We start from the raw sequence: 24,254 nt of genomic DNA on the forward strand, positions 1-24,254 counted from the left end.
GATGCTCCTCGACGGCCGGGTGGTGCTGGTCGCCGGCGTCGGCCCCGGCCTCGGCCAGGCGATCGCCCTCCGCGCCGCGCACCAGGGCGCCGACGTCGTGCTCGCCGCCCGCACCGCGTCGACGCTGAACGAGGTGGCCGCCAAGATCGGCGGCCGTGCGCTGGCGGTGCCCACCGACCTCACCGACGACGCGGCCGTCCAGAGGCTGATCGAGCGGTCCCTGGCAGAGTTCGGCCGGATCGACACCCTGGTGCACAACGCGTTCGTGATGCCGCCGATGCGCAGCCTCCGCAAGGTCGGCCTGGACGAGACGGGGGAGTGCTTCGAGATCAACGTCCTGGCCGCGATCCGTACGATCCGCCTGGTCGCGCCGGCGTTGATCGAGACGCGGGGTTCCATCGTGGTCGTCAACTCGGCGGTGCTGCGGCATTCGCGGCGCCCGTTCGGGCCCTACCGGCTCACCAAGGCGGCCCTGCTCGCGGCGGCGCAGAATCTGGCCAGCGAACTCGGCCCCCACGGCGTCCGGGTCAACTCGGTCGCCCCCGGCTGGATCTGGGCGGACACGCTGCGCGCCTGGTTCGAGTTCCAGGCCGCCCAGCGCGGCGTCCCGGCCCGGCAGATCTACGAGGAGGTCGCGGCCGGCACCGACCTGCGCCGCCTTCCGGAACCCGACGAGGTCGCTGACGCGATCCTGTTCCTCGCCTCCGATCTGGCCCGCGGCGTCACCGGAGCGTGCCTCGACGTCAACTGCGGGGAGTTCCACTGGTGAACACCAGCGCACGCACCGACGTCGGCACGGTCGACGACCTGCACGCCTCGGCGGCCAGACTGACCGGGCTCGACGACTTCGGCGCCGGCGACGATCATCGGTCCGCGCTGTCGGTGCTGCTCACCGCGTACGCCGAAGAGGCAGGCCTGACCCCGGACGGCAGCAAGCGGACCCGCGGCCTGTTGCGCGCCTCGCTGATCTCCCGCCTCCTGGCGGAAGCCGCGTGGCGGCGATTTCCCGAGCATGCCGGCGTGAAACTGCCGAACCCGGTGTTCGTCACCGGCCTGCCGCGCACCGGCACCACCGCGCTGCACCGGATGCTCGCCGCCGACCCCGCCCACCAGGGCCCCGAGCTGTGGCTCACCGAGGTCCCGCAGCCGCGCCCGCCCCGCGAGACGTGGCCGGACGACCCGATCTTCGTCGCTCTGCGTGAGGCCTACCGGAGCGCCGGGCTGGACGGCGTGCACCACATGAGACCCGATCAGGTGGAGGAGTGCTGGCGGCTGCTCTGCCAGTCGATGACCTCGGTGTCGTTCGAATGCACCGCCTACATTCCGTCCTACTCCCGCTGGCTGTCCGACCATGATTGGACGCCCGCCTACCGCAGACACCGCCGCAACCTCCAGCTGATCGGCCTCAACGACCCCGATCGGCGCTGGGTGCTGAAGAACCCCAGCCACCTGTTCGCGCTGGACGCCCTGCTCAGCGTCTATCCGGACGCCACAATCATCCAGACACACCGGGATCCGCGGACCGCGATCGCCTCGGTGTGCAGCCTCAACACCCGCGCCTCGGCCGGCTGGTCCACGGTCTTCGACGGCGCGGTGGCCGGAAAAGCACAGCTGGAACTCTGGTCGCGCGGGCTACGGCGATTCCGCGCCGACCGGGCCCGGCACGATCCCGGGCGCTTCATCGACGTGCGCTACGAGGACTTCGTCGCGTCCCCGCAGCGCACCGTCGAGACGATCTACGATCGCCTGGGGGTCCGGCTCACCGGTCCGGCGCGCGCCGCGATGGCCTCCTTCCAGGAGCAGACCATGCGGGGTACGGGCAAGCCCGCGCACACCTACCAGTTGTCCGATTTCGGCCTGACCCCCGGCGACGTCGACCGTGCGTTCGCCTAGGCTTTCGTCAGGCGGGTTCCACCGGCATCCAGAGTTCGCAGGTGGCGGTGCTGAAATCGTCCGCCCGCTCCAAGATGGAGACGATCGACGGGCCCGGCCGCAGCCGCCACGGGTTCGACGGGAACCACTCGGTCGCGGTCGCCGCCCACGCCGTCTGCAACGCCTCCGGGTAGGGCCCCGACGTGCGGAACACCGCCCAGCGGCCGGCCGGCACCGCGATGGCGTCCAGGTCGTCCGGCGGCGTGGTGCCCGCGGCGATCGCGGCGCCGTGCAGGTAGGTCAACTCGGTGCCCTCCGCGGCGTCCGGGCTCACGTCGTCGGTGACCTGCAACAACCCGGCCGGCTCGGTGTCGCTGAGATCCTTGAGCCGCTGGTGCTCGGTCAGTGGCAGCCCGGCGATGTGCTGCTGGATGTGCGGGTTGACACCGGAGTGGATCAGCGGGACGCGGGCGGCGTGGCCGACCAGACGGAACGCGGGGCGGTCGACGATACGGGTTTCCATGGGGGTGCTCCCTTCGACGGTCAGGCGGAACCTGAGCTGCGGTTGTGTGCGGAGAGGACCACCGTCACGGCGTACGTCACCGGGGCCGGCGCCGTGCACCGCCCGGAACGCCCGGCCGAACGCCTCGGTCGAGCCGTAGCCGTACCGGACCGCGATGCCCAGCAGATCCTTCTCGCCACGGATCACCTCGGCGGCCGCCACGGTCATCCGGCGCCGGCGCACGTACTCCGACAGCGGCATCCCGGCCAGCGACGAGAACATCCGGCGTAGGTGGTACTCGGTGGTGCCGAGCGTCTTCGCCACGGTGGCGACGTCCAGGTCACCGGGCTCCTCCACCAGTTCGGTGAGACGGTTCAGCGCTGCGATCACGAGGTCCTCCTTCCGCCCTCAAGACTGGCCGCTCCCGGGCCCCGCGCGCCCGATCGTTCGCGCCCGATCCGATCATCCGCCGGGAGGGCTAGGGTCGGGACCGTGGATCGAAAGTCGCCGCTGCTTCTGCTCGACCTCGACGGGGTGCTGAACCCGTTCGCCGCGCCGGTCTGCCCGGACGGCCACCGGGAGCGGGTGCTGTTCGAGGGCGAGGAGCCGGTGCGCTACTGCCCGGAGCACGGCGACTGGATCCGCGAACTGGCCGCCGCCGGGGAGCTGTGGTGGGCCACCGGCTGGGGAGACTACGCCAACGAGCTCTACCTGCCGTGCCTCGGCCTCGGCCCGCTGCCCTACGTCGAGTTCCCGCCGGTCCCGTTCGAGCCGGAGCTCAAGGTCCCGGCGGTCGACCTGGTCGCCGGGGACCGGCCGGTCGCCTGGATCGACGACAACCACACGGCGGCCGGGCTGCGCTGGGCCGCCGCCCGCCCGGCGCCCACCCTGCTCGTCTCCATCGACCCGGCGATCGGCTGGACCCGTACCGACGTCGACCGCGTCCTCACCTGGGCCCACGACCCCTACGGCGACGCCTGACCGATCCACCCGCGACCGAAAAGCACCAGCCAGCCGGGGGCTTCTGGGGGTCGGCTGGATCCGACGGTCACGCCCGGTGGGCGTGGCATGGTCCGGGCCACCCACCCGCCTCGCGGGTCTGGTACGGCGGGTTCGGGCAGCCCGTACCGGAAATGGGGTCATTCGGCGCGGAGCGCTGTGGACGCGCGAGAGCGAGCCGCCCAACCAGCCGGGAGCAGCGCGCCGATCGCGGCCAGCAGGATGCCCGCGGCCCCCAGGGCGACCAGCTCGGCCGGGCGATAGACGGCCAGGACCGCAGGCGGCAGGGTGAGCCCGGCCGCCTCGCCCATGATCGGCAGACTCCAGGCGTGCAGGAGGCGCCCGAGCGGTACGGCCAGCGCGCCCCCGACCGCACCGATCAGCAGCATCGAGCTGATCACCATGAGCCGCACCTGGCCCGGCGTCATGCCGAGGGTCTTGAGGACGCCGATCTCGTGGACGCGTTCCCGGGTCTCCAGGACGACCGTGTTCAGGACGCCGAGCCCGGCGACCGCGGTGAGCAGCAGGGTGAGGGTGGCGATCAGCGCGAGCATCGCGGTGACGACCTCGTTCTCCTGGCTGTCCGCGCTGACCTGGGCGTGTCCGGCCTCGCCCAGGGCCGTGTTCAGCGTTTCGGCGTAGGCGTGCGGATCCGTGCCGGGCGTGACGCTCACCTCGAAGCCGTGCCATACGAGCGAGCCGCCGAGACCGGCCGCATCCATGATCATGACGGCGGTGGATCCGTTGCTGAACGCCTCGCCGACGATGCGTACCGTCGTGCGGCCACCCGGGGTGTCGACCGTGAGTTCGTCACCGACCCGTACGCCGAAGCTGCTCAGCAGGCGCGCGCCGGCTACCGCCTCGCCGGGTTCCGCATACCAGCGCCCGCTGAGCAGCGGATACCCGGTCCATGACGCGTCGCCGTCGTAGGCGCGGATGCGCAGCGGCAGGCCGGAACCCGGCACCCGCGCCTCGGTCTCGCGGGCCGCGGTGACCGCGGCGGTTTTCGGCTGAGCCTCGATCAGGGCCCGGACCGCCTCCTCCCGCGGAGGCCGCCCGACGACGGCGACCAGCACCGGCGCCTGTTCGACCCGGTTGCCGGCCGCGGCCAGTTCGGTCAGCGACGTCGATAGCCCGGCCGCGAACACCACGGTGGTGACGCCGAGCAGGATCGCCACCATCGTCACGGCGGTTCGGGCAGGGCGGGTGAACGGGCTCGCCAGTCCGAAAGTGATCGGCCGAGGGAGGGGCAGGGCGGCCAGTGCCCGGCGGATCCGGAAGCCGTGGCCGCCGCGCGGTGCCCGGCCCACCGTGATCGCCCGGGTCGCGGAGAGCCGTCCGGCGCGCAGCGCGGGCCCGGCCGCGGCCAGCCCGGTCAGCAGCGTCAGCCCGGCCAGCACGAGCACGTCGGCCCACCACGGCACGGTCGGTGCGGCGATCACCGTGTACGCCGTGTTCGCCCCGGCCAGCAGCGGAATCGACAACAGCCGGCCCCCGGCGACGCCGAGCACGCAGGCGGGGACCGCGATCAGCAGGATCTGCCCGGCGTACGCGGCGACCACCTGCCCCGGCGTGAAACCGAGCGCCTTGCGGACGCCGATCACCCGGTACCCGGCGACCACCGCGCCGGCCACCACGTTGACCACGATCAGCGTGGACATCACCAGCCCGAGCACGGCGAACGCCACCACGAACGGCACCATCGGCTTGAGCCGGCCCTCGACCTGCAACTTGACCAGCTGGTAGCGGGTCGAGCCGGTCAGGCCGGGCAGATCCGGGGTCACCGACGGGTCGGCGAGCCGGTACAACAGCTGCTGCTCGGCGCCACCGAGCACGTCGGTCTGCCCGGGCCACACCCAGGCGGCCGCGGTCGCGGTGACCGAGGAGGCGATGCCGACCACCTCGACGTCGACGTCGCGGACCGTCACCCGGTCGCCGACCTTCCAGGTGGTGCCGGCGGTGATCGGGGAGAGGACGATCTGGCCGGGCCCGGTGAGCCACCGCCCGGCGGTCAGTTCCAGCCGGTCCACGGCCGGGCTCTGCTCGGAGCGGCCGGCGACCACACCGGGCGGCCGCTGCTGACGGCCCTTCGACAGGGTGGCCTCGACGACCGGGTACGGCCCGGCCTTCGCGGTCACGGCGGGATCGTCGAACACGGTCGCCGACGGTGCGAAGACGGCGTTGAGATGGGCGCCGTTCTGCCGGGTGAACGCCCGGTCGAACGGCGCGTCCGAGGCGATCAGCAGGGCGGCGGCCAGCAGCGTGGTCGCCGCGGACAGCAGGACGACGACAAACACCACGAGACTCTGCGAACGGCGCCGGCGGGCGCCGGCCAGCGCCGCCTGCCACACCGCGGTCATGCTCCGCTCACCCGGCCGTCGCGGACCTCGATCGTACGGGTGGCGCAGCGTTTCGCCAGGTCGGCGTCATGGGTCACCAGCAGCACCGTCTGACCGTTCCGGTTCAGTTCCCGCAGCAGTTCGGCCACCTGCTCGCCGGTGGCCGCGTCGACCGCCCCGGTGGGCTCGTCGGCCAGCAGCAGCGGCGGCCGGTTGATCAGCGCCCGGGCGATCGCCACCCGCTGCCGCTCCCCACCGGACAGCTGCGCCGGGTAGGCGCCGGCTCGCCCGGCCAACCCGAGTGACTCCAGCAGTTCGGTGGCCCGGGCCCGCGCCGCCCGCCGTCCGGTGCCGGCCAGATCGGCGGGCACCAGCACGTTGTCCCGGGCGGTCAGATCGTCGATCAGGTGGAAGAACTGGAACACGATCCCGATTCCGGACCGGCGGAACCGGGCCAGCGCCTTCTCGGACAGCCGGGTCAGGGCCGTACCGGCCACCTCGACGTCGCCGGAGGTCGGCCGGTCCAGCCCGGCGACCAGGTTGAGCAGCGTGGACTTACCGCTGCCGGACGGTCCCATCACGGCCACCGCCTCACCCGCGGCGACGGTCAGATCGACGCCGTCGAGCGCCGGCGGGCCGGTCTGCTCGTACCGTTTGGACACCGCGCTCAGGCGGATCAGATCGGTCATGGGTGTCGACGCTAGGAGCCGCGGCGACCCGGTACATCGGGCACGCGATCGACGGGTCATCCGAGCGATGTAGGCGGCGTGATCGATGTGGCCCGGTGACCGGCGGCGGCAGAATGGCTCCGTGCGGGAGAAATGGCTCGACGGCATCCTGGTCGCGGTGCTCACCGTCGCCGCGATCATGCTCACCGGCGACGTGCCGGACGGGCCCGCGCCGCTGCGGTTCGACGTCCCCGGCGGCGGGACCTTCCCGACCCCCGAGCCGGAGACGCCGGCCATCCTCAACCTGCTGGTCACGGCTCCGCTGCTGGTCCGGCGGCGCTGGCCGGTCGCCTGCTTCGCGATCCAGTTCGCGGCCATGCTCGCCATCGACATCGAGGGCAACCTGGCCAACCTGTCGGCCTTGCTGATCGGGGCGTACGCGGTGGCCCTGCACGGCCGCTCGGTCGCGCTGTCGATGGGCGTGCTGCTGATCGCCGGTGTGGCTACCGCCGCCACCCGGGACGAGACCTGGCCCCGGGTGCCCGGCTGGGCCGGCGTCTTCGTCATCCTGGTGCCGATCGGCCTGCTCGGCCTGGCCATCCGCGCCGCCCGCAGCCGCGCCCTGGCCTCCGAACAGCGCGCCGAGGCCCTGGAACGCGAACAGCGCACCGCCACCCGGCTGGCCGTCGCCGAGGAACGCGCCCGCATCGCCCGCGAACTGCACGACGTGGTGAGCCATCACGTCAGCGTCATGACCATCCAGGCCGGCGCGGCCGGGAAGGTCCTCGACCAGGATCCGGAACTGGCCCGGGGCGCGCTCACCGCCATCGAGAACGGCGGCCGGGAGACCATGGCCGAGTTGCGGCACCTGCTTGGCGTACTCAACCCGGACGATGGCCTCCTGGAACCACAGCCGGGCCTGGAGTCGCTGGCGGGCCTGGTCGACGGGGTGCGCAACGCCGGGCAGCCGGTCACCCTGACCTGTACGGTCGGCGCCCTTCCGCACGGACTCGGCCTGACCGTCTACCGGGTCGTGCAGGAGGCGCTGACCAACGCGATGCGCCACGCCCCCGGCGCGGACACCACCGTCACCGTGTCCGGCGCGGACGGCACCCTGCTCGTCGAAATCGTCAACGAGCCGGCCGCACACCCCGGTGAGCCCGGCGCCGGCACCGGGCTGCTCGGCCTGGCCGAACGGCTCCGCGTCTACGACGGCGTCCTGGAGACCGGACGGCGCCCGGACGGCGGCTTCCGGGTGGCGGCCCGGGTCCCGTTCGTGCAGGGTGCGACCTCATGACCCGGGTGGTGATCGCCGACGATCAGGCGCTGGTGCGGACCGGTTTCACGATGATCCTGGCGTCGGCCGGAATCGAGGTCGCCGGGCACGCCGCCAACGGTGTGGAGGCGATCGCCGCCACCCGCAGCCACCGGCCCGACGTGGTGCTGATGGACATCCGCATGCCGGAGATGGACGGCCTGGAGGCGACCCGCCGGATCCTGGCCGGCGCGCCGGTCACCACCGAGGGCGAGCCGATCCGGGTCGTCATCCTCACCACCTTCGACCTCGACCGGTACGTCTATGCGGCGCTCACCGCCGGCGCCAGCGGATTCCTGCTCAAGGACGTCACGCCGGACCACCTCATCCATGCGGTCCGGCTGGTCCGCTCCGGTGACGCCCTGCTCGCGCCGGCGATCACCCGGCGCCTGGTCGAGCGGTTCGCGCGGGTCGAGCCCGGCCACTCCGCCCTGCACCGCGACATGGCCACCCTCACCCCACGCGAGCGGGAGGTCCTGGTGTTGCTGGCCGGTGGCCTGAGCAACCCGGAACTGGCCACCGCGCTGCACCTGAGCGAGGCCACGGTGAAGACCCACATCACCCGGATCCTGACCAAACTCCAGCTGCGGGACCGGGTGCAGGCGGTGGTCGCGGCCTACGAGACCGGGCTGGTCACCCCGGGCGGCGGCTCCTCGGGCCGCGGCTCCTCGGGCCGGGTGTAGAGGATGTCGCGGACCTGCTCGGCGGCCCGCAGCATGCTCTCGCTGATGAATTCGCTGAACCGGGCGATGTTCTCCAACCGGACGGCGGCCGGGGTGCCCGCGCCGAGGACGGCGACGCCCTGCCGCGCGGTCTCCGCCACCCGGGCCACACCGTGGGCGCTGGCGACGGTCGACTGGTACCACACCCCACCGTCGACGAAGTAGCGCTCCCGGCGGCGCTCGTCGCGGGTGCGGCGGATCAGGCCCTGCTCCTCCAGGAACCCGACGGCCTTGGACACCGAGGCCGGGCTCACCTGGAGCTGCTGGACCAGCTCGGACGCCGTGAGACTGCCCTCGTCGGTGATGAACAGGCAGGTCAGCACCCGGGCCACCATCGTGGGCAGGCCCTGGTGCATGAACAGGGTGGTCATGGTCTCACCGAACTCCCGGACCGCCTCGGCGTCACGCCCGTGCGGGGCCGCGGGTGTGCCCTGCGCGCGCGGCGCCGCCGGGCCGCGGCGGTGGGCGCGGCGCTCGGTGGCCCGGTGCGCCAGGTCGGCGCGGTAGCCGGTGGGCCCGCCGTTGCGCATCACCTCACGCGTGATCGTCGAGGTGGGCCGGTCGAGACGCCGGGCGATCTCCGCATACGCCAGGCTGTCGGCCAGCCCGAGCGCGATCTGCTGACGTTCCTGCTGGGTGAGTCTGCCGCCCGGCACCGCGATCTCCCTCCGAAGCTCTACTGACGTCCGCCAGCGTAGCGTTCAGCCCACCCTATTGCAACGCATGGCAAGATATTCATTGCATTAACTGCACGCCCGTTGCAACGAAATAGGGGCAGTGACCAGCTTCTTCGCGACTCCAGTGCAACAAGCTTGTTGCCAGATCCATGAACGCAACGTAGCGTTTCCTGCATCGGAAACAACGAGCTCACCAGGAGAACACGATGCAGAAGTACGCCACCACCACCGCCGTCACCGCCGTGGTGAACATCCCCGCCGGCCGCATCCAGGTCATCGCCGCCGACCGCACCGACGCCACCGTCGAGGTCCGGCCGATCGACCCGGGCAAGACCCGCGACGTCGAAGCCGCCCAGAACACCACCGTCGCGTTCACCGACGGCGTCCTACGCGTCACCGGCCCGGCCGACAAGAACCAGCTGTTCGGCCCGTCCGGCACCGTCGAGGTCACCCTCCAGGTGCCGGCCGGCTCGCGGGTCGAGGCGACCACGGGCGCCGCCGAGTTCCGCGGGGTCGGCCGGCTCGGCGACGTCGCCGCCACCGGCCTGCACGGCACCGTCAAGATCGACGAGGCGGGCAGCCTGACCGTCGACGCCCTCGGCGCCGACGTCACCATCGGCCGGCTCACCGGCTCGGCCGAGATCAACACCCAGAAGGGCGACATCACCGTCGTCGAGGCCACCGGCGGCACGGTCGTGCTGCGCGCCCAGATGGGTGACGTGACCATCGGCGCCGCCCCCGGTGTCTCCGCCACCCTCGACGCCGGCACCGGCTACGGCCGCGTCCACAACACCCTGCTCAACAGCGAGGGCGCCGCGGCCGCCCTCACCATCCACGCCACCACCTCCCACGGCGACATCACCGCCCGCAGCCTCTGACCACGAAAGCGAGAACCAGATGACCACCGGAATGATCGACATCGACGACACCGCACTCGCCTTCACCGACACCGGCGGCCCCGGGATCCCGGTGGTCTACCTCAACGGACAGTTCGCCACCCAGGGATACTGGCGCCGGGTCATCGCCGACCTGGGCCCCGGCTTCCGGCACATCACCTACGACGAGCGCGGACGCGGCCGAAAATCGGGCACCTCCGCGGACTACTCCTTCGAGACCGTGGTCCGCGACATCGACGTCGTCCTCACCGACCGGGGCGTGGACCGGGCACTGCTGGTCGGCTGGTCCTACGGCGCGTACGCCGCCGCCTACTGGGCCAGCCGCAACCCGGAGCGCACCATCGGCGCGGTCCTGGTCGACGGCGCCATGCCCTACGACTGGCTGGACGAGGTCACCGAGGAGCGGATCCGCACCCTGTTCCGCCGGCTCCGCTGGATCAGCCCGGTGCTGCGCCCGTTCGGGCTGATGCCCCGCCTGACCGCCGCCCAGCAGGCCGAGAGCAACATCGAACTCGGCCGGATCGGTGAGGAGAAGACGCTGGGCCCGGTGCTCGACGCCATCACGGTCCCGACCCGCTACGTGATCGCCTCCGGTGCCTCGTTCGGCAGCCGCGGCGACGAGCAGGAACGGATCCGCGCCAACCTCGACACCGTCACCACCCGCAACCCGAACATCACCATCCACGCCAAGGTCACCAGCAACCACGGCGCCATCCTGCGCAAGGACCACGCCGCGATCGCCGCCGCGGTCCGCGAGATCGCCCGATGAACCTCTGGGAGCCGGCCGTGCAGAATCGGCCGGCTCCCGGAGCTGTTTCGGGCCACCGATCTCAGCCCGGCGGGCGCGGCACAGGCCGGAGTGGGCAGTCGGCTCGCGCGGCAGGGCGGAACGGTCCGGAAGGAACGGGACCGCGTAACGCGTACCGGAAAGGGGTTTTCAGACGCGCCAGACGTGGAAGGTCTGCTGCAAGCGCCAGCCATCGGGGGTCCGGGCCTCGTTGCGCCAGCGGAACGTGGCCGGCTCCAGGCCGGAGAAGGTCCAGCGGAGGTCGCCGCCGTCGAGGACGATGCCGTCGGGGGTGGGTGTGGCGATGAAGCTGTGCACGCGGCGGCGGCCCGGGCCGATCCAGGTGGAGCGCCAGGCGCCCGGGCCGGCCGACGGGTCGGGGAAGCGGACGCTGACGCCGTGTTCGACGCCGGGCAGGATCCACACGTCGGTGGTGGCGTGGCCGCCGAGGGCGTAGCCGAAATGCCACTCGCCGCGGCGGACCGTGGTGGAGCCGTCCGGCTCCCACTCCGTGCAGTCGAGCGCCCACGAGCCGGTGAAGCGGCCGAACAGGCTCAGGTCGGCGCCGGGCGCGGGCCCGTCGGCGAGGAACGGCACATCGGTCACCCGGCCGACGCTAGCGGGCCGGATCAGCCGGCGACAGTGGATTTCAGCGGCTCGATGAACTTCTCGGCGAAGCGGCGCAGGGCGTCGCGTTTCTCCTGGACGGGCGCGTCGAGGCGGCGCCACGGCATGACGATCGCGTCGGTCACGCCGATCTCCGCCTGCTGCCGGAAGCCGTCCAGACCGTGCCGGTCGATGCAGACGGCCTGGATCTCGAACGGGGTGCCCGCCCGGCCGAACGACTCCCGCAGCCGGTGCAGGCGGCCGATCGTGTCGCGCAGGTCGTCGAAACGCATCATCGCCGACGACCAGCCGTCGCCGGTCCGGGCGGCGCGGCGCAGCGCCGGCTCGGAGTGCCCGCCGATGTAGATCGGGACCGGCTCGCGGGGCGCCGGGCTCATCTGGAGCTTGCCGAACGAGAAGTGCTTCCCCTCGTACGCGACCATGCCGCCGCCCAGGATCAGCCGCAGCACCTCGATCGCCTCGTCGGCGCGGGCGCCCCGGTCCCGGAACGGCGCCCCGCACCACAGCGACTCCTCCGGCGACCAGCCGAGCCCCACCCCGAGGCCGAAACGGTCGCCGGTGAGCGCCGCGACCGTACCGATCTGCCGGGCCAGCAGCAGCGGATTGCGCGGGTCGAGTTTGAGCACCTGCGTGTAGAAGCGGATGCGGCTGGTCACCGCGCCCATCGCCCCGGCCGCGACCATCGGATCCGGCCACGGGGTGTGCGAATCCCAGAAGCGGCTGCCGTCCGGGGTGTACGGGTACGCCGCCGACACCTGCTCGGAGAAGAACAGCGAGTCCGGCAGCGCGATCGAGTCGAACCCGCATTCCTCGGCGGCCCGGGCCAGCTCGGTCAGCTGGTCCAGCGGGCTCAGTGCGATTCCCAGCGTGAACTTCACGGCAGCATCTCCTCGGCGAGCGTCACGAGCTGTGCGGTGGCGCCGCCGAGCGAGAACTCGTTCGCCTCGGCGGCCAGGAAGTACCGGTGCAGCGGATAGTCCATGTCGAGGCCGACGCCGCCGTGCACGTGGACCGCGGTGTGCAGCACCCGGTGCCCGGCCTCGGCGGCCCAGAATCCGGCGGTCGCCACCTCGGCGGGTTCCGGCCGGCACACCGCCTGCCACAGCGCCAGCCGTAGCGCCTCCACGTCGATCCACGCGTCGGCGAGCCGCTGCGACACCGCCTGGAACGCGCCGATCGGGCGGCCGAACTGGACGCGGGTGCGGGCGTACTCGGCGGTCATCTCCAGGGCCCGTTCGACGACGCCGAGCTGGTGGGCGGCGGTCCCGATGATCCGGGCGGCCCCCACGATCTCCTCCAGGTGGGGAACGTCGGCCGCGTGCCGCCCCAGCTCGATGAGGACGGCGCACTGCTCGGGCAGCCCGTAACCCTCACCGCCGGCCTCTTTCGGCAGTACCGCCGCCAGCACCCCGGCCTCCTCCAGGGCCGGCCACAGTGGACGGCCGGACTCGCACAGGGCCCGGGTCAGCCCGGCCAGCTCCCGCGCCTCGTCGCTCAACTCGAAGTCCACGACCCGTCCTCTCAACGCCGGACCGGCAGGCCCAGCGCGCCCGCCGCGATGATGTCGCGCTGCACCTCGTTGGTCCCGCCGCCGAAGGTGAGGATCAGCGACGCCCGGTACATGGCCTCGATCCGCCCGGCCAGCACCGCGCCGGGTTCACCGGCGCGGATCACGGCTTCCGGCCCGATCACCTCCATGAGCAGCCGGTACGCCTCGATCGCCAGTTCCGTGCCGTACACCTTCCCGGCCGACGCCCGGGTCGCCGCCGGGGTGCCCTCGGAGACGCAGACCCGCCAGTTCAAGAGCTTCAAGGCTTCGGTACGCGCATGCACGCGCGCCAGATGCAGCCGCACCCACTCCCGTTCGATCGCCCCGGTCTGCCGCGCCCATTCGCCGACCTCCCGTAGCGCGCGTTGCAGGGGAGCGGCCGAGGTGAGCGCCACCCGTTCCCGGTTGAGCTGGTCGGTGATCAGCCGCCAGCCCTGGTTCTCCCGGCCGACCAGGGCGGAGGCCGGTACGCGTACGTCGTCGTAGTAGGTGGCGCTGGTGGAGGGCCCGGCCACGGTCCGCACCGGCGTCCAGGAGAAGCCGGGCGAGTCGGTCGGCACGATGAGGATCGACAGTCCCTGGTGGCGGGGCGCCTCCGGGTCGGTCCGGCAGGCCAGCCACACGTAGTCGGCGTCCTCGATGAGGCTGGTCCACATCTTCTGCCCGTTGATCACGTAGTGGTCGCCGTCGCGGACGGCCCGGGTTCGCAGGGCGGCGAGGTCGGTGCCGGCCTCGGGTTCCGAATACCCGATCGAGAAGTGGATCTCGCCCGCCTCGATCCCGGGCAGCAACTCGGCTTTCTGCCGGTCGGTGCCGTGCCGGGCGATGGTCGGCCCGACCGTGTAGAGCGTCAGGAACGGCACCTGCACCCCGGCCAGCGCCGCCTCGTCGGCGAAGATCAGCTGGTCGATCCGGGAGCGGCCCTCGACGGCGAGCCAGCCGTCGCGTCCCAGCCGCCGGACCACCTCCCGGTAGGAGGCCTCCTTCGGGAACGCCGCGAAGTACTCCCGTAACGAGGCGCGCAGCTTCTCCTGCTCCGGCGTGTATCCGACGTGCATGGCGACCTCGGCTCTACTAGTAGAACAGGTTCTACTAGTAGAGCGTCATCGGTCGAGTCCGGCAAGCACCTTCTCCGCGAGGGCGCAGAACGTCGCGAGCTCCTCCGCGGTCAGCGTCGCGAACCAGCCGGCCACCGCGGCCTCGTCGCCCGCGTCGCGGCCCCGCCAATACCGCTCGCTCGCCTCGGTGGCGGTCAGCCGGCGTCGCCGCCGGTCGGCCGGATCCGGCTCGGCCCGCAGCATGCCCTTGCGCTCCAGGGCGGCGACGAGCTGAGCCACGTTCTGATGGGTGGTGCCGAGGGCGGCGGCCGCCTCGGTCAGCCCCGGCCGGTCCAGCGCCCGGACCGCGGTGAGCAGCGCGGCCTGCTGGGTGGTCAGGCCGTCGGCGCGCAGCCGGTCGTCCATCAGGTAGCGCAGGCGCTGGGCGAGCACGAGGCTGACCCGGAACGCGCGCACCGGCGGGGTGAGGCTCGACCGTGGCCCCAGATCGAAGAGGGTCTGTTCCGGCTCCGTCATACGCAATATATTACCTAACATGATCTGCCTGGTGCCACACTGCGCGTACCTGTCCCAGACATCGCGCATGATCGAGATCTACCGGGCGCTGCGCGAGCGCGGCGTCACCCCGAGAGTCGCCACCCACGGCGGCACCTACGAGTCCGCGCTGCGCGCCGCCGGCATCGACTACGACATCGTCGGCCCGCGGATGGACGACGAACGCTGCGCCCGCTTCCTGCGCGAACAGCCCAGCAGCGGGCCGGTCGGGCAGAGCGCCTACAGCGACGAGGAGCTGCGGGCGTACGTGACGGCCGAGGCGGAGTACTTCACCCGGCACGGGATCCGGACCGCGGTCACCGGCTTCACCCTGACCACCACCCTGTCCACCCGGCTCGCCGGGGTCCGCCTGGTCACCGAGCACTCGGCCAGCTGGGCGCCGCCGATGTTCGAGCGCGGCCTGCTGCCCGCGCCCAGCGGCCGCACCCTGCCGCTGCCCCGCCCGGCCCGGCGGTGGATCGCGAACGCGCTGCCCAGCCGGACCCGGTTCTACTGCGGCGGGTTCAACCGGATCGCCGCCGAACTCGGCGTGCCCGGCCTGCCCAGCGTCGCGGCCCTGCTGCTCGGCGACCTCACCCTGGTCACCGAGGCGCCCGAGGTGCTCGGCGTCCCGGCCGCCGCGATCGCGGCGTGGCGGCCCGGTCGCGGCTACCGGCCGGAGACCCGGCTGCGCTGCACCGGGCCGCTCTACGCGAAACTGCCGGTGCCGTTGCCCGCGGCGACCGGACGGTTCCTCGGCGAGCCTGGCCCGCTCGTCTACGTGGCGATCACCTCCAGCGAGCCCGCGCTGGTCCGGGACGTGGTCGCGGCCCTGCGCCCGCTCGGCGCCCGGATCCTGGTCGCCGCCACCGTGCACGAGCTGGGCGACCTGAACGACGACCAGACGCACGTCGGCGGGGTCCTGCCGAGCCACCTCGTCATGCCCCGCGCCGATCTGGCCGTCACCGCCGGCGGCCAGGGCAGCGTGCAGACCGCGATGGCCGCCGGGACCCCGCTGCTCGGCATCCCGCTCCAGATGGAGCAGGACCTCAACCTGGCGCTGGTGGAACGCCGTGGCGCCGGCCGCTGGATCGCCCGGCGGGACGCCCACGGGGCCCGGCTCACCGCGCTCGCCGGGGCGATGCTGGGCGACGGCCGCTACCGGCGCGCGGCCGGGGAGATCCGCGAGATCTACGACGGCATCGACGGCCCCGGCAACGCGGCCGACGCCATTCTCTGTAACACGTTCTAGTATCGCGGTATGGAAGCGTATCTGGTCGGAGCCGTGCGCACCCCGGTCGGCCGCCGGGGCGGGATGCACGCCGCCACCCACCCGGCCGACCTGGCCGGTGGTGTCATCGCCACCCTGCTGGACCGCGCCGGGGCCGACCCGGCCGCCGTCGACGACGTGATCCTCGGCTGTGTCGACACGGTCGGGCCGCAGTCCGGGGACATCGCGCGGACCGCGTGGCTGGCCGCCGGGCTGCCCGAGCACGTGCCCGGCGTGACCGTGGACCGGCAGTGCGGGTCGTCGCAGCAGGCCGTCCACTTCGCGGCACAGGCGGTGATGAGCGGGACCGCCGATCTCGTGGTGGCCGGGGGAGTGCAGAACATGAGCCGGGTGCCGATCTCCAGCGCCATGGCGCCGGACGGCCCGTATCGCCACAGTCCCGGGTGGACCGCGCGCTACGGCAACGCTGACATGTCCCAGTTCGCCAGCGCCGACCAGATCGCCGCGAAGTGGTCTCTCACCCGCGCTGAGCTGGAGGAATATGCGCTGGCCAGCCACCGTCGAGCGCTGGGGGCTCGCTTCGGGAGCGAGATGTCGACCGATGAAAGGGACGAATGCCCCCGGCGGGACACCGATGCCGCCAGGATGGCCGCCCTGAAACCCCTGCGCGACGGCGGCGTCACCACCGCCGCCACCTCCAGCCAGATCGCCGACGGCGCCGCCGCGCTCCTGATCGCCGGTGACCGTGCGATCCGCGACCACGGCCTGCGCCCCCGCGCCCGCATCCACCACCTCTCGGCCCGCGGCGACGACCCGGTCCTCATGCTCACCGCGCCCATCCCGGCCACCGCGCACGCGTTGCGGCGTACCGGCCTCACCGTCGGCGACATCGACCGCTTCGAGATCAACGAGGCGTTCGCCAGCGTCGTCCTGGCCTGGCTGCGCGAGACCGGCGCCGACCCGGACCGCGTCAACGTCAACGGCGGCGCCATCGCGCTCGGCCACCCGCTCGGCGCGACCGGCGCCCGGCTCATGGTCAGCCTGCTGCACGAGCTGGAACGATGCGGCGGACGCTACGGCCTCCAGACCATGTGCGAGGGCGGCGGCCAGGCCAACGTCACCATCATCGAACGGCTCTGAGCCGGTCCAGGCCCTCCTCCGCCTCCTTCATGATCCGCTCGATCAGCTCGGCGCACGACGGCAGATCGTCGATCACACCGGCCACCTGACCGGCCGACATCACCCCGAACTCCGGCCGCCCCTCGACCATCGCCTCCCGCAACAGCACCGGCGTGCCCGCCGCCATCAGCGTCTGCGCCCACGTCAGCGCACGGCCGTGCCGTGCCGCGCGCCCGGCCCGCACCAGCTCCGGCCAGGAGAGCCCGGCCAGGCGGCGGAACGCGATCGCGTGCCGGGTCGCCCTCAGCAGCGCGGTCACCCTTCCCGAGCGTTCCAGACCATCGATGTACGGGGTACGCAGCACCCGATGCGGCACCCCGTCCACCCGGGTCGTCACCACCGTCCCGGTCAGGGGCGCGTCCAGGTAGAGCCGCTTCACGCGCTCGCCCACCGGACTGTCCGACGTGAGCAGGAACCGGGTCCCCATGGCGATCCCGGCCGCCCCGAAGGCGAGAGCGGCCAGCAGCCCCCGCCCGTCGAAGAACCCGCCGGCCGCCACCACCGGAACACCGACCGCGTCCACCACCCGGGGCAGCAGCAGCGACGTCGGCACCGGGCCGGTGTGCCCGCCGCCCTCGCCGCCCTGCACCAGAACCGCGTCCACACCCCAGCCGGCCACCTTCTCGGCGTGCCGGACCGCGCCGACCGACGGCATGGTCAGCACCCCGCCGTCCGCGCACCGCCGGATCAGATCCCGGTCGGGGGCCAGCGCGAACGACGCCAGCCGCACGTTCTCCCGGATCAGCAGCTCGACCCTGGCGTGCGCGTCCGGCGCGTCCGCGCGTACGTTGACCCCGAAGTTCTGATCGGTCTTGTCCTTGATCGTGTGGATCGTGTCGCGCAGCTGCTCCAGGCTCATGGTCGCGGACGCCACGATCCCGAAACCGCCCGCCGCGGCGACCGCCGAGACCAGCCGCGCACCGGCCACGTACCCCATCCCGGTCTGCACGATCGGATGCCGGCAGCCGAGCAGCTCGGTGAGCGCGGTCCGCATCACGTCTCCCGCAGGCCGTGCGGATCCAGGTGCTCGCGGATCAGCTTCAGCTCCTCGTCGGACGGCTCCCGGGTCGGCGGCACCTCGTCCGGGATCGTCAGTGCGAAACCGGTCGCCGCGATCACCTCGCCGACGGTCACGCCGGGATGCACCGACCGCAGCCGCATCGACCGGTCCGGCGTCTCGAAGTCCAGCACGGCGAGATTGGTGATCACCCGGCGGATCTCGTGCGCGCCCCGGTCATGACCGATTCCGGACACCATGTCGACGCGCTCCACGAACACCCGCGGCGAGTGCCGGGGCACCCAGTAGCTGGTGGTGTGGTTGATCGTGTTGCCGGGCGCGCCGCGTACCCCGAGCAGTTGCGACGTCGGCCGCTCCCACGGGCCCACGCAGGAGATGTTCTGATTGCCGAAGCGGTCCAGCTGGCTGGCGCCCATCATCACGTGCCGGGTCCCGGCCGCCACCATCGCGAACACCGCCCGGTACGGCAGCCAGCCCTCCACCTCACCGTCCCGCAGCAGCGTCGCCTCCCCGTCGGTGACCAGCAGCTCCGGCGCGAACGTGAGCTGCGCCAACCGGGCCCCCAGCTGCGGGATCAGTCCCGCCGTGCCGGCCAGCACCGCGCCGTCGCCGCGCCACGCCTCAGCGCACGCCACCACGCAGGTCTCCGCCCGGGTCATCCGGCGACCGCCTTCTGGTAGTCGTCCATGGTCCCGCGCCATCGGGCGACCGCCTTCTGGTAATCGTCCTCGTCGCCGTCCAGGTAGCGGGCGCGGAATGTGTTCCAGTCGGCCGTCGCGTACTCCCGCTGGAACTCCTCGTCCCGGCCGTAGTCGGGGACGCAGCTGGTGAAATGCGCGCCGTGCGGGGTCTCCACGACGCCGTCGACCATCGAGCGGTTGGTCAGCAGCGTCTGCGGTGGACCGCTTCCGATCAGCTCCTCGGTGCTCAGTAGCCGCTCGCAGGAGACGAACCGCCGCTTCGCGGCAAGACAGAAAAGATCATCGAAGTACGGGTCCGGGCCCAGGTAACGGCCGTTTCCCCCGGCGTCGACACGATTCAGATGTACGAGTGACACGTCAATGTTGACGGCCGGCATCGCGACGAGTTCCGTGCCGTCGAGATATGGCGAGTGGACGGTCCGCAGATCCGGGTTGACCCGCATCACGTCCGAGCCGAGACCGGCCCGGATCGGCAGGAACGGCAGCCGGTTCGCGGCCGCCAGCAGTCCCCAGTAGAGCATCCCCTCGTCGTACTCGGTCAACAGGAGCGTCCCCGCGCTGCGGGCCCGCCGGAAGTGCGGCTCCAGGGGAATGCTGTCCAGTGAGACGAACCCGGTCACCACCCGTTCGACGCATCCTTCGGCGACCAGCAGCCCGACATCCGGCCCGCCGTAGGTGACCAGCGTCAGATTCCGTCTCCGGGCGCGGGCGATCGCCCTCACCAAGGCCATCGGCTTGCGGCGCGATCCCCACCCACCGATCCCGACCGTCATCCCGTCCCGGATCTCGTCGACCACCTCCGCGATGGTCATCCGCTTGTCCACGGCCATCCCCCTCGCCCCGTCCTCGCGTGCCTGTGCCCTCGCCCCGTCGTCGTGTGGCTTTCGTCGCGCCGTGCTCGCGTGCCCGTCTCCGCGGGTCGCCTAGTCATGGGCGTCGTCTCCCTTGACGAAGGCGTCGCGGGCGCGGTCGCCGGCGCCGTCGAGGTTGAGCTCGAAGGTGAAACCCTGCTCGAAGCGGTAGGAGCGCTTCACGTCGATCGGGTCGATGCCGTTCAGTGACTCCTTGGCCCGGCGGATGACCAGCGGATCCTTGGCCGCGATCTCCTCCGCCACCCGCCGCGCGGCCCGCCGCAGCCCGGCCGGCGGCACCACCTCCAGCACCGTCCCGAACCGGTGCAGCTCCCACGCGCCGACCCGGCGGCAGGTGTAGACCATCGTGCGCATCAGCTGCTGCGGCACGAGCCGGGCCAGGTGGGTGGCCGCGCCCAGCGCTCCACGGTCCACCTCCGGCAGGCCGAACGTGGCGTCGTCGGCGGCCACCACCAGATCGGCGTTGCCGGCCAAGCCGACCCCGCCGCCGAGACAGAACCCGTGCACGGCCGCGATCACCGGAACCGGGCAGTCGTAGACCGCGGCGAACGCGGCCGCGCACCCCCGGTTCGCGGCGAGCAGCGCCTCGTGCCCGGCGGTCCGCTGCATCTCCTTGATGTCGACGCCCGCGCAGAACCCGCGCCCCTCCGCCGCCAGGATCACCACCCGGGTCCCCGGGTCCGCGCCCACCTCGGCGACCGCCGCGGCGAGATCGTGCCACCCGGCCGCCGGCACCGCGTTGACCGGCGGAAAGTCCAGGACGACCTCGGCGACCGTGCCGCGGTGCAGTGCGATGCCCACGGCGTCGAGGCTAACCTAGCGCTTGCTTGGGTGGATAGCATCGACCCTCATGGACCCCCTCGACTTCACCGGCCGGGCCGTGGTCGTCACCGGCGGCACCCGCGGCATCGGCGCGGCCATCGCCCGCGCCTTCCAGGCGGCCGGCGCCGACGTCCTGGTCTGCGCCCGCACCGCCCCCTCCTCCGCGTCACCCCCGCCTTCCGCGCCGCCGTCCGCCGCGTCACCCCCGCCTTCCGCGCCGCCGTCCGCCGCGTCGCCGTCCGCCGCGTCGCCGTCCGCCGCGTCGCCGTCCGCCGCGTCGCCGTCCGCCGCGCCGCCGGTGGCTTCGCGCTCCGCGTCGGAGTCGCCGCCTGCGGCGGGGGTGGCGCCTGTGGATGGGGCGGTGCTTGCGGCGGGGGTGGCGCCTGTGGATGGGGCGGTGCTTGCGGCGGGGGTGGCGCCTGTGGATGCGGCGGTGCCTGCGGACGGGATGGCGCCGGGGGGAGGGGCGAGGCTTGCGGAAGGGGCGGCCTCGGCGTTCTTTCAGGCCGATGTGCGGGATCCGGCGCAGGCGGCGGAGCTTATCGCGGAGGCCGTGCGACGGTTCGGCCGGCTCGATGTGGTGATCAACAACGCTGGTGGAGCGCCGACCGCGAGCGCCGACACGGCGTCGCCGCGCCTGCACGCGAAGATCATCGAGCTGAATCTGATCGCGCCGTTGCACGTTGCGCAGGCCGCCAACGCGGTCATGCGTGAGCAGCCCACCGGCGGCGTGATCCTCATGATCGGCAGCGTCAGCGGGACCCGGCCGTCGCCCGGAACGGCAGCCTACGGCGCCGCCAAGGCGGGCCTCCATCATCTCGCCACCAGCCTGGCCGCGGAGTGGGCGCCAAGAGTGCGAGTGAACAGCCTCGTCGTCGGTCCTGTCGACAACGTGTCTCGAGACGCCACACGGCAAGACGTCCCACGAGAGGGTGGCGACGGGACGGGCGTCCCGCAGCCGGGCGGCGACCGGGTGGGTGCTGATCGGGACAGGCGGGAAGGCGCTGGGAGGCCTGTTTCGGGGCGGATGGGGCCGGACCGGGAGGCGGTGGAGCCGGGGGCGGTGTCGTCGGTGGCGCGGACCGTGCCGATGGGGCGGGCGGCCACCCCCGGGGAGGTGGCGAGCGCCTGCCTGCTGTTGGCGTCGCCGCTGGCCGGATACATCACCGGGGCGTCGCTGGCGATTCACGGGGGCGGGGAGTGGCCGGCGTATCTGGCGGACGTGCGGGACTCGGCGTACCGTGCCGAGAAGTAGAACGCGTTTCAGTTCCGCCGATGGAGGTGCGGCATGGTGCTCTCGATCAAGGCCAAACGCGACGAGGTCGGCCTGGCCGGCGGTGAGCTGTTGATCGACGGGCGCTGGCGCCCGGCCGCCGACGGGCGGACCTGGACCCACCTGCATCCGGCCACCGCCGAGGAGGTGGGCGGGTTCGCCGTGGCCACCCCGGTCGACGTGGACGCCGCCGTCCGGGCCGCCCGTAAGGCGTTCGACGAGGGGCCCTGGCCGCGGACCCGGGCGAAGGAGCGGATCCGGGTGCTGCGCCGGATCGCCGACGCGGTCCGTGAGCACGCCGTCGAGTTGCAGGCCCTGGTGGCGCTGGACAACGGGGTTCCGGTCACGTTCGGCGAGACCTACGCCATGTCGGTCGAGTGCGTGGCCGACGTCTTCGAGCACCACGCCGGCTGGGTGGACAAGCTGGCCGGCGAGACGCTGCCCGGCTACCAGGGCGGCGAGCACCTGGTGCTCACCCTGCGCGAGCCGGTCGGCGTGGTCGCCGCGATCATCCCGTGGAACGGCCCGCTGCTGCTGGCCGCGCAGAAGCTCGCCCCGGCGCTGGCGGCCGGCTGCACCGTGGTGCTGAAGCCGTCCGAGTACGCCACCTTCTCCGCGCTGCGCCTCGCCCGGATCGTCGAGGAGGCGGGCCTGCCGCCGGGCGTGTTCAACGTGGTCACCGGGCCGGGCGAGAGCACCGGCGACGCGCTGATCAACCACCCGCTGATCGACAAGATCACCTTCACCGGCAGCCGGGGTGTCGGCCGCCGGGTGCTGGCCGCCGCGGCGAACGGCATGAAGCGGGTCAGCCTGGAGCTCGGTGGCAAGAGCCCGTCGCTGGTCTTCGCGGACGCCGACGTCTACGCGGCCGCCGCCACCACGATGGGCACGGTGACTCTGGGGCTCTCCGGTCAGGCCTGTGTGGCGCACACCCGGGCGCTGGTGCACCGGGACGTCTACGACGACTTCCTGGCCGTCACCGAGGGGATGGCCGCCCTGGTCAACTACGGTGACCCGTTCCATCCGGAGACCACCGCCTCGCCGCTGATCAACGAACGCCAGCTGGCCCGGGTGCTCGGCTACATCGAGAGCGGCCGGGCCGAGGGCGCCCGGCTGGTCTGCGGCGGCGGCCGGCCGGACGGCGAGCTGGCGGCCGGCAACTTCGTGCAGCCGACGGTCTTCGCCGACGTCACCAACGACGCCACCATCGCCCGGGAGGAGATCTTCGGCCCGGTGCTGGCGGTGGTGCCGTTCACCGACGAGGAGGAGGCGGTGCGGATGGCCAACGACACCACGTACGGCCTGGCCGCCACGGTCTGGACCGGTGACGTGAAGCGGGCGATGCGGCTGACCCGGGCGGTCCGGGCCGGCACCGTGGGCGTCAACGGCTACCAACTGGAACCGCACGTGGCGTTCGGCGGGTTCGGCCAGTCCGGCCTGGGGCGCGAGGGCGGCCGTACCTCGATCGAGGCGTACACCGAGCTCAAGACCGTGCTCATCCCGACGACAGAGGAGATGATGTAGGGTCCCTTTCCTAGACGGGATCCGTCTAGGAAAGGGGCTCGGGGATGAACGCACAACAGGCCGCCTGGCGCGCGCGGACGCTGCCGCCGGTGGAGCGGCTCCCCGGCGGCCTGGTGTCCGTTCCGGTGCCGATCCCGAACAACCCGCTGCGCTACACGCTGTCCTACCTGATCCCGGGCGACGACGGCCTGGTCGTGGTCGACCCGGGCTGGGACAGCGAGACCGGCTGGCAGGCGCTCACCGACGGGCTGGCCACGGCCGGGGCGACCGCCGCCGACGTCACCGGCGTGGTGCTCACCCACGTGCACCCGGACCACCACGGGCTCACCGCCCGGCTGCGCGACGCCTCCGGCGCCTGGGTGGCCATGCACCCGGCCGAGCGCGCGCAGCTGCGCCGGGACCGGGACACCGAGCCGAGCCGGGCGCTCGGCGACTGGATGCGCACCCTGCACGTGCCGGACGCCGAGATCGACCGGCTGCTCGGCGCCTTCGGCAAGGCCGTGGACCTGCACTTCGCCCCGCTCGCCGACGCCGACGTGATGCTCGGCGACGGCGACCTGGTGCCGTTGGCCGGCCGCCGTCTGCGGGCCGTCTGGACGCCCGGCCACACCCCGGGCCACCTGTGCCTGCTGGAGCCGGACGCCCAGGTGCTGCTCACCGGCGACCACGTGCTGCCCCGGATCAGCCCGAACATCGGCCTCCAGCTCAGCGGCGAGGACCCGCTCGGCCGCTACCTGGAGTCGCTGGAGAAGGTCTCCGCGTACGACGGATGCGAGGCGCTGCCCGGCCACGAGTACCGCTTCCACGGCATCGCGGCCCGCGCCGCCGAACTGGACCGGCACCACCGGGAGCGCTGCCGGGAGATCGTGTCCGTGGTCGACCGCCTGGGCGCCGCCACCATCTGGGAGGTGGCCTCCGAGCTGACCTGGTCCCGGCCGTGGGCGGAGATCGGCCCGATGCTGGTCGGCGCGGTCGCCGAGACCGCCGCCCACATCGAGCTGCTGGTCCGCGCCGGCGAGCTGGAGTGGAAGGGCGGTGGCCCGCAGCTGGCCCTCGGCGTCCTTTGCCGGAGTTGAGCCGCGGGGAGCG

General features: G+C 72.7%; 25 protein-coding genes and 1 pseudogene. 13 read left to right on the forward strand and 13 right to left on the reverse strand.

Features of this window, described 5'->3' with window-relative positions:
• The first annotated feature begins 1 nt into the window (after position 1).
• Together J5X75_RS04650 and J5X75_RS04655 are read left to right on the forward strand one after the other, a co-directional pair.
• A complete protein-coding gene (locus tag J5X75_RS04650) occupies positions 2–769 on the forward strand; it encodes an SDR family oxidoreductase (RefSeq protein WP_208466014.1) in 768 nt (255 codons plus the stop codon).
• Entirely contained in the window at positions 766–1,893 is a 1,128-nt protein-coding gene (locus J5X75_RS04655) for a sulfotransferase family protein (RefSeq protein WP_208466015.1), read from the forward strand. Before J5X75_RS04650 ends, J5X75_RS04655 begins: the two co-directional genes overlap by 4 nt.
• Before the next feature lie 7 nt (positions 1,894–1,900).
• On the opposite strand, the gene J5X75_RS04660 is transcribed toward J5X75_RS04655, so the two are convergent.
• Complete coding sequence (locus J5X75_RS04660) at positions 1,901–2,764, reverse strand: AraC family transcriptional regulator (RefSeq protein WP_208466016.1); 864 nt, start codon at positions 2,762–2,764, stop codon at positions 1,901–1,903.
• 102 nt (positions 2,765–2,866) lie between these two features.
• Between J5X75_RS04660 and J5X75_RS04665 the strand changes: the two genes are divergently transcribed.
• The gene (locus tag J5X75_RS04665) at positions 2,867–3,355 is read left to right on the forward strand and encodes a hypothetical protein (protein ID WP_208466017.1); all 489 of its coding nucleotides are present in this window, start codon (positions 2,867–2,869) and stop codon (positions 3,353–3,355) included.
• A 158-nt stretch (positions 3,356–3,513) separates the two neighbouring features.
• Here J5X75_RS04665 and J5X75_RS04670 read toward each other — a convergent pair whose 3' ends face one another.
• Complete coding sequence (locus J5X75_RS04670) at positions 3,514–5,733, reverse strand: ABC transporter permease (RefSeq protein ID WP_208466018.1); 2,220 nt, start codon at positions 5,731–5,733, stop codon at positions 3,514–3,516.
• Positions 5,730–6,401, reverse strand: coding sequence for an ABC transporter ATP-binding protein (locus J5X75_RS04675; protein ID WP_208466019.1), 672 nt, complete (start codon positions 6,399–6,401; stop codon positions 5,730–5,732). Before J5X75_RS04675 ends, J5X75_RS04670 begins: the two co-directional genes overlap by 4 nt.
• A 121-nt stretch (positions 6,402–6,522) precedes the next feature.
• On the opposite strand from J5X75_RS04675, the gene J5X75_RS04680 reads away from it, so the two are divergent.
• Both J5X75_RS04680 and J5X75_RS04685 read left to right on the forward strand, forming a co-directional pair.
• On the forward strand, positions 6,523–7,677 hold the full coding sequence (locus J5X75_RS04680; protein ID WP_307797922.1) for a sensor histidine kinase: 1,155 nt from the start codon (positions 6,523–6,525) through the stop codon (positions 7,675–7,677).
• Positions 7,674–8,378, forward strand: a complete 705-nt coding sequence (locus tag J5X75_RS04685; protein WP_208466020.1) for a response regulator — start codon at positions 7,674–7,676, stop codon at positions 8,376–8,378. Before J5X75_RS04680 ends, J5X75_RS04685 begins: the two co-directional genes overlap by 4 nt.
• Here J5X75_RS04685 and J5X75_RS46365 read toward each other — a convergent pair.
• Entirely contained in the window at positions 8,312–9,073 is a 762-nt protein-coding gene (locus J5X75_RS46365) for a GbsR/MarR family transcriptional regulator (RefSeq protein WP_208466021.1), read from the reverse strand. The two genes, J5X75_RS04685 and J5X75_RS46365, sit on opposite strands and share 67 nt — an antisense overlap.
• Before the next feature lie 227 nt (positions 9,074–9,300).
• Between J5X75_RS46365 and J5X75_RS04695 the strand changes: the two genes are divergently transcribed.
• The gene (locus J5X75_RS04695) at positions 9,301–9,972 is read left to right on the forward strand and encodes a DUF4097 family beta strand repeat-containing protein (protein ID WP_208466022.1); all 672 of its coding nucleotides are present in this window, start codon (positions 9,301–9,303) and stop codon (positions 9,970–9,972) included.
• Between the two features lie 19 nt (positions 9,973–9,991).
• Complete coding sequence (locus tag J5X75_RS04700; protein WP_208466023.1) at positions 9,992–10,759, forward strand: alpha/beta fold hydrolase; 768 nt, start codon at positions 9,992–9,994, stop codon at positions 10,757–10,759.
• Between the two features lie 168 nt (positions 10,760–10,927).
• Here J5X75_RS04700 and J5X75_RS04705 read toward each other — a convergent pair whose 3' ends face one another.
• From J5X75_RS04705 to J5X75_RS04725, 5 genes are read right to left on the reverse strand one after another with little or no spacing between them, the layout of a single operon-like run.
• Complete coding sequence (locus J5X75_RS04705; protein ID WP_208466024.1) at positions 10,928–11,383, reverse strand: hypothetical protein; 456 nt, start codon at positions 11,381–11,383, stop codon at positions 10,928–10,930.
• Positions 11,384–11,406: 23 nt separating this feature from the next.
• Positions 11,407–12,282 (reverse strand): TIGR03619 family F420-dependent LLM class oxidoreductase, encoded by an 876-nt coding sequence (locus J5X75_RS04710; RefSeq protein WP_208466025.1) that lies wholly within the window; start codon positions 12,280–12,282, stop codon positions 11,407–11,409.
• Positions 12,279–12,914, reverse strand: a complete 636-nt coding sequence (locus J5X75_RS04715; RefSeq protein WP_208466026.1) for an acyl-CoA dehydrogenase family protein — start codon at positions 12,912–12,914, stop codon at positions 12,279–12,281. Before J5X75_RS04715 ends, J5X75_RS04710 begins: the two co-directional genes overlap by 4 nt.
• 11 nt (positions 12,915–12,925) lie before the next feature.
• A complete protein-coding gene (locus J5X75_RS04720; protein ID WP_208466027.1) occupies positions 12,926–14,011 on the reverse strand; it encodes an acyl-CoA dehydrogenase family protein in 1,086 nt (361 codons plus the stop codon).
• A 45-nt stretch (positions 14,012–14,056) separates the two neighbouring features.
• Positions 14,057–14,527 carry a MarR family winged helix-turn-helix transcriptional regulator gene (locus tag J5X75_RS04725; RefSeq protein WP_208466028.1) on the reverse strand — a complete coding sequence of 157 codons (471 nt, stop codon included), beginning with the start codon at positions 14,525–14,527 and terminating at the stop codon, positions 14,057–14,059.
• Positions 14,528–14,546: 19 nt separating this feature from the next.
• Between J5X75_RS04725 and J5X75_RS04730 the strand changes: the two genes are divergently transcribed.
• Positions 14,547–15,797, forward strand: coding sequence for a glycosyltransferase (locus tag J5X75_RS04730; RefSeq protein ID WP_208466029.1), 1,251 nt, complete (start codon positions 14,547–14,549; stop codon positions 15,795–15,797).
• A gap of 9 nt (positions 15,798–15,806) precedes the next feature.
• Positions 15,807–16,916, forward strand: a complete 1,110-nt coding sequence (locus J5X75_RS04735) for an acetyl-CoA C-acetyltransferase (protein WP_208466030.1) — start codon at positions 15,807–15,809, stop codon at positions 16,914–16,916.
• On the opposite strand, the gene J5X75_RS04740 is transcribed toward J5X75_RS04735, so the two are convergent.
• The 4 genes from J5X75_RS04740 to J5X75_RS04755 form a co-directional block, all read right to left on the reverse strand.
• Positions 16,900–17,949, reverse strand: a complete 1,050-nt coding sequence (locus tag J5X75_RS04740) for an NAD(P)H-dependent flavin oxidoreductase (RefSeq protein ID WP_208466031.1) — start codon at positions 17,947–17,949, stop codon at positions 16,900–16,902. The genes J5X75_RS04735 and J5X75_RS04740 overlap by 17 nt on opposite strands.
• Positions 17,949–18,632: a CoA-transferase subunit beta gene (locus tag J5X75_RS04745; protein ID WP_208466032.1), complete on the reverse strand. Its 684-nt coding sequence runs from the start codon at positions 18,630–18,632 to the stop codon at positions 17,949–17,951. Before J5X75_RS04745 ends, J5X75_RS04740 begins: the two co-directional genes overlap by 1 nt.
• Positions 18,629–19,504: a CoA transferase subunit A gene (locus tag J5X75_RS04750; RefSeq protein ID WP_208466033.1), complete on the reverse strand. Its 876-nt coding sequence runs from the start codon at positions 19,502–19,504 to the stop codon at positions 18,629–18,631. The genes J5X75_RS04745 and J5X75_RS04750 overlap by 4 nt, the downstream gene beginning before the upstream one ends.
• Positions 19,505–19,597: 93 nt before the next feature.
• On the reverse strand, positions 19,598–20,347 hold the full coding sequence (locus J5X75_RS04755) for an enoyl-CoA hydratase family protein (RefSeq protein WP_208466034.1): 750 nt from the start codon (positions 20,345–20,347) through the stop codon (positions 19,598–19,600).
• Positions 20,348–20,396: 49 nt separating this feature from the next.
• On the opposite strand from J5X75_RS04755, the pseudogene J5X75_RS43945 reads away from it, so the two are divergent.
• The 4 genes and pseudogenes from J5X75_RS43945 to J5X75_RS04780 all read left to right on the forward strand — a co-directional run.
• A pseudogene (locus J5X75_RS43945) lies at positions 20,397–20,510 on the forward strand (SDR family NAD(P)-dependent oxidoreductase); the annotation flags it as partial.
• A 306-nt stretch (positions 20,511–20,816) separates the two neighbouring features.
• Positions 20,817–21,623, forward strand: coding sequence for an SDR family oxidoreductase (locus J5X75_RS46370; RefSeq protein WP_372450837.1), 807 nt, complete (start codon positions 20,817–20,819; stop codon positions 21,621–21,623).
• A 33-nt stretch (positions 21,624–21,656) separates the two neighbouring features.
• A complete protein-coding gene (locus J5X75_RS04775) occupies positions 21,657–23,165 on the forward strand; it encodes an aldehyde dehydrogenase family protein (protein ID WP_208466035.1) in 1,509 nt (502 codons plus the stop codon).
• Positions 23,166–23,209: 44 nt separating this feature from the next.
• Entirely contained in the window at positions 23,210–24,241 is a 1,032-nt protein-coding gene (locus J5X75_RS04780) for an MBL fold metallo-hydrolase (RefSeq protein WP_238487300.1), read from the forward strand.
• Positions 24,242–24,254 lie beyond the last annotated feature (13 nt).

It is taken from the genome of Actinoplanes flavus (assembly GCF_017592555.1).
Taxonomy (GTDB): domain Bacteria; phylum Actinomycetota; class Actinomycetes; order Mycobacteriales; family Micromonosporaceae; genus Actinoplanes; species Actinoplanes flavus.

Coding starts and splice junctions, on each gene's coding strand:
- J5X75_RS04650 (WP_208466014.1), top strand. CDS start 2: ATGCTCCTCGACGGCCGGGTGGTGCTGGTCGCCGGCGTCGGCCCCGGC.
- J5X75_RS04670 (WP_208466018.1), bottom strand. CDS start 5,733: ATGACCGCGGTGTGGCAGGCGGCGCTGGCCGGCGCCCGCCGGCGCCGT.
- J5X75_RS04675 (WP_208466019.1), bottom strand. CDS start 6,401: ATGACCGATCTGATCCGCCTGAGCGCGGTGTCCAAACGGTACGAGCAG.
- J5X75_RS04685 (WP_208466020.1), top strand. CDS start 7,674: ATGACCCGGGTGGTGATCGCCGACGATCAGGCGCTGGTGCGGACCGGT.
- J5X75_RS04695 (WP_208466022.1), top strand. CDS start 9,301: ATGCAGAAGTACGCCACCACCACCGCCGTCACCGCCGTGGTGAACATC.
- J5X75_RS04700 (WP_208466023.1), top strand. CDS start 9,992: ATGACCACCGGAATGATCGACATCGACGACACCGCACTCGCCTTCACC.
- J5X75_RS04720 (WP_208466027.1), bottom strand. CDS start 14,011: ATGCACGTCGGATACACGCCGGAGCAGGAGAAGCTGCGCGCCTCGTTA.
- J5X75_RS04725 (WP_208466028.1), bottom strand. CDS start 14,527: ATGACGGAGCCGGAACAGACCCTCTTCGATCTGGGGCCACGGTCGAGC.
- J5X75_RS04730 (WP_208466029.1), top strand. CDS start 14,547: ATGATCTGCCTGGTGCCACACTGCGCGTACCTGTCCCAGACATCGCGC.
- J5X75_RS04735 (WP_208466030.1), top strand. CDS start 15,807: ATGGAAGCGTATCTGGTCGGAGCCGTGCGCACCCCGGTCGGCCGCCGG.
- J5X75_RS04740 (WP_208466031.1), bottom strand. CDS start 17,949: ATGCGGACCGCGCTCACCGAGCTGCTCGGCTGCCGGCATCCGATCGTG.
- J5X75_RS04745 (WP_208466032.1), bottom strand. CDS start 18,632: ATGACCCGGGCGGAGACCTGCGTGGTGGCGTGCGCTGAGGCGTGGCGC.
- J5X75_RS04750 (WP_208466033.1), bottom strand. CDS start 19,504: ATGGCCGTGGACAAGCGGATGACCATCGCGGAGGTGGTCGACGAGATC.
- J5X75_RS46370 (WP_372450837.1), top strand. CDS start 20,817: ATGGCGCCGGGGGGAGGGGCGAGGCTTGCGGAAGGGGCGGCCTCGGCG.
- J5X75_RS04775 (WP_208466035.1), top strand. CDS start 21,657: ATGGTGCTCTCGATCAAGGCCAAACGCGACGAGGTCGGCCTGGCCGGC.
- J5X75_RS04780 (WP_238487300.1), top strand. CDS start 23,210: ATGAACGCACAACAGGCCGCCTGGCGCGCGCGGACGCTGCCGCCGGTG.